The sequence below is a fragment of the Citrobacter sp. wls826 genome, from assembly GCF_005281245.1.
GTDB lineage: Bacteria > Pseudomonadota > Gammaproteobacteria > Enterobacterales > Enterobacteriaceae > Citrobacter > Citrobacter braakii.
Genome location: NZ_SZWS01000028.1, coordinates 54,977 through 58,343 on the forward strand (window position 1 = coordinate 54,977; position 3,367 = coordinate 58,343).

The 3,367-nt window shown below is 52.7% G+C and carries 3 protein-coding genes; all 3 read right to left on the minus strand.

All coding sequences use genetic code 11. The features are described from left to right. Positions 1-222 (minus strand): fimbria/pilus periplasmic chaperone (locus FDW87_RS22045; RefSeq protein WP_252363065.1); only part of this gene is annotated, 222 nt, incomplete at its 3' end. A 26-nt stretch (positions 223-248) separates the two neighbouring features. After that, complete coding sequence (locus FDW87_RS07365) at positions 249-2,720, minus strand: fimbria/pilus outer membrane usher protein (RefSeq protein ID WP_137379585.1); 2,472 nt, start codon at positions 2,718-2,720, stop codon at positions 249-251. A gap of 41 nt (positions 2,721-2,761) precedes the next feature. Then, the gene (locus FDW87_RS07370) at positions 2,762-3,310 is read right to left on the minus strand and encodes a fimbrial protein (protein WP_137379590.1); all 549 of its coding nucleotides are present in this window, start codon (positions 3,308-3,310) and stop codon (positions 2,762-2,764) included. Positions 3,311-3,367 lie beyond the last annotated feature (57 nt).

Consider the following 3,367-nt stretch of genomic DNA (forward strand, 5'->3'; position numbering starts at 1 on the left):
TGTTCCGTTGGCATCTTCCACCCACGACTGAGCCAGAAACGGAATGCTCGGGCTGGTATTGGTTAAGTTCGCACTAACTGAGCGCGCATCACCAGTGATGATCATGCGGGTACGGTCGAGCGCAATGCCCGCCCATGAGGTGTTGATCTCTGCAATCAAAAGCAGGCCACAGGCCACGGGTTTAAGCCAACGCTGCACGGAGTAAAAAGCTTGATTATTCATGACAAAATTCATTCAGGTTATTGAAATTATTCACAAGGCAACAGCACGTTACCTTCTGGGTTGATTTGTTGTGGCACCTGTAAGTGGCACTGCGCACGGCCAGCCCAGGCAACGGAAAGACGCTCAGCCGGATTCACACCCGCAATCCAGGCCATACCGTTTTCCATTACCATGGCGACGCTAACGCCGTTAGCGTTAAACACTTCGGCGCCAAACGGCGGTACCGAGCCATCCTTCAGGCGCAGCAGCGCCATCATTTTTTGCCCCTGCGCCACGGCAAAATGCTGGTAGCCAATCGCACCTTCCGTCAGGGTGTTGGTCACGATGGCTTTAGTCGCGGAAATGTCCTCGTCCATTGCGTCCACATCGATACGGGTATCAAAGCTGTGATAGCTAACGACGTCCGGTACGACGGCAATACCGAAGCGGTTTGAGTGCGCCTGTTCGCCGTTCAGCGGCACGTTCGCCACCCCGTCGGTATCAACCATCACTCTAGCGGTATTCATCGACGCCTGGCTGTTGTGCAGCGCCGCACCGTGACGCGTCGCGGTAAAGCCGCCGCGCATCGTGCCGCCAACGGAGAAATAACGTGATTGCTGCCAGCTGACGTTAGATTCCAGTTCCGCCATCATGCTGCGGTGCTTGTAATAGCCATCAAACGCCGTACGCCCTTCACCGGAAACCCCTGTGCGCAAACGCCACGGATTGTTACGGTCGCGGTTATCGGAATACGAAACCATCTGGCTGGTCTGGTTGCCGCTGTTCTGCAATTCGTAATCCATAGAGCGGCCATCGCTCCATGGCACCGAGATTGAAAGCGAAAGATTGTCGTCTCGTTTGCCCTGATACTCAGAGCGGTAAGCCGCAACGTTGGCGCTGATCCCCTGGATGCCAGCAAATGAAAAGCTGTGCCCCATCGATAATCCGTAACGATCCTGGGAACCGCGATCCCAATAGTTCTGGTGGGTATAGGTCAGGTACAGCGTGGTCGCTAATAGTGGATCGTCAGCAAAGAAGGTTTTGTTGCCGGTGATGGTGTACATCTCTTTTTCGTTGCCGGCACTGTTGTTATTTTCATACTGCTCGTCGAGAAACTGCGAGAAAGTGCGGAAGTTACGCTGTGAGAAGCGGTAACCGGCAAAGGTGATGGCACTGTTGTACTCATCAAAAGTTTTGGCGTAGCTGAGCTTAAAAGACATGCCTTTTTGTTCAGCCTGATGCTTTACCCGACTCATGGATTGCGTCGCATCAGCCGACAGCGCCCCCAGCCAGCTCAAGTCCCGCCCAATCCCCATCGACCAGGCGTTATAGCGATCGCCAGTGAGCAGCGCGCCGCCGTACAGCGACCATGCATTGCTGACCCCCCATGAAAAATCACCGCTATAAAACGCAGGCCCCTGAACGTCGTGGTTATAACGCGATGGCTTCCCGACCGCGGCGTTGTAGCGCACATAGCCTGGGCGCGTCAGATAAGGAATATCGGCCGTATTGACCTGAAAAGTGTGTACGCTGCCATCCTGTTCCTCGACGCGAACATCCAGCGTGCCGCGTACCGAACCGTGCAGATCCTGAATATTAAATGGCCCTGCAGGAACGGTGGTTTGATAGATAACACGGCCCTGCTGACTGACGGTAACCTTCGCATTGCTGCGGGCGATGCCGTGCACTTCAGGCGCGTAGCCCTGCAAATTCGGTGGCAACATGCGCTCGTCGCTGGCGAGGTTAGCCCCGGTGAAACGCACCGAATCAAAAACCTGAGAATTCAGGTAGATTTCGCCGACCGTCAGTTTTGCAGCCTGCATCGGCAACGGTCGATAGGCATAGATCTGATCCCAGTCGATACGGCCGCGATTATCATCCGAAGCGTAATTGGCCTGATACTGGCCACGAAATCGCCACGCGCCGAGGTTAAAACCTGTCTGCCCATAGCCAGACAGAGAGCGATAACGATCGCCGCCCTGTTCATAATGTGTGGCCTGGCCCGAGACGCTGTAGTCAAAAATCAGCCCCGCGACGCCGTTATCCCAGCGCTCCGGTGGCGTCCAGTCTGGATCGGTATATTTCATCCATGCCTGAGGCACGATAATGTCCAGTACGCCTGCGCTATTATTCAACGCCACACCCGGCAGGCGGGAAATGTCATAGCAGGTCGCGCTAATCGGATGAATATAGGCCAGCGCCTCTTCTTTGAGCGCCAGTAATTCGAGTTGTTGCGGGGTCAGACATGCCATGGATTTATGCGGGTTGGCAGGATCGACGATATAACGGATCGACTGCTGTGGAATCTCCTGGCTGTTAATACGAACATCCAGCAGATATTCTCCGGGAGTCACAAAGTTGCCTTCGGAAAAACGCTGCAAATCGACATTGTGCCTGTCGCTGGCATCCAGTACGTCGGTATTAAATTCAATGGCCTCATCCGCTTCAGCCCATGAAGAGGCACAGACCAGAGCAATAAAAAGCGCCAGACGTTTTTTATCTGTTTTCAGCGTGATCATTTTCGTTCGCAAACCTTCAGATACCCGAATTGCAGTGCAGCTCAGAGATAATTCACAACAAAATGCGTGACCGCAGTAAATTCGCCAGATGTCATTCTTCCGTCGCGGGAGATCAAATAAGCCGTAAAATTGAGCGTGTTTTTCCCTGGATTAAGCACATAGTCCGGTGATGGCTCACCCAGATGAATTTGCTGTCCGTTGCTGTCATATATTTCTATCGCTAAATTTTCAGTTTCCGATTGCACGCTTAGATAATCAGGATTGTCACTATCCGGTGCGCCAGAAAAGGTAATATTGGCGCGTTGAAACAGATTCCCGGGGTGTTGAGAATCCCCTAATGAACATCCCAACAAATGAATGCTGAAATCATGCGCTGATACTTTCTCTGGTTTTCCGGAAATATCTCTGGCTGAGAGATCATCAAATTCAACCAGTAGCGACCGGTCGCGTGGATCGACATAACAGGCAGCCTCAATAATATTTCCGCGCATGCGCATTTTGCCGGGCGTACTGACAAGACGATTGGTGTCAGCCAAAACCCATGCAGGCGATATGAAGATAAAAAGCAGTAAAATTCGCCATCCAAGCATCACCGCATTTCCTTTCAGTTATTCGCAGGAAGGGTTAAGCAGGCGCGTTAATGCGCC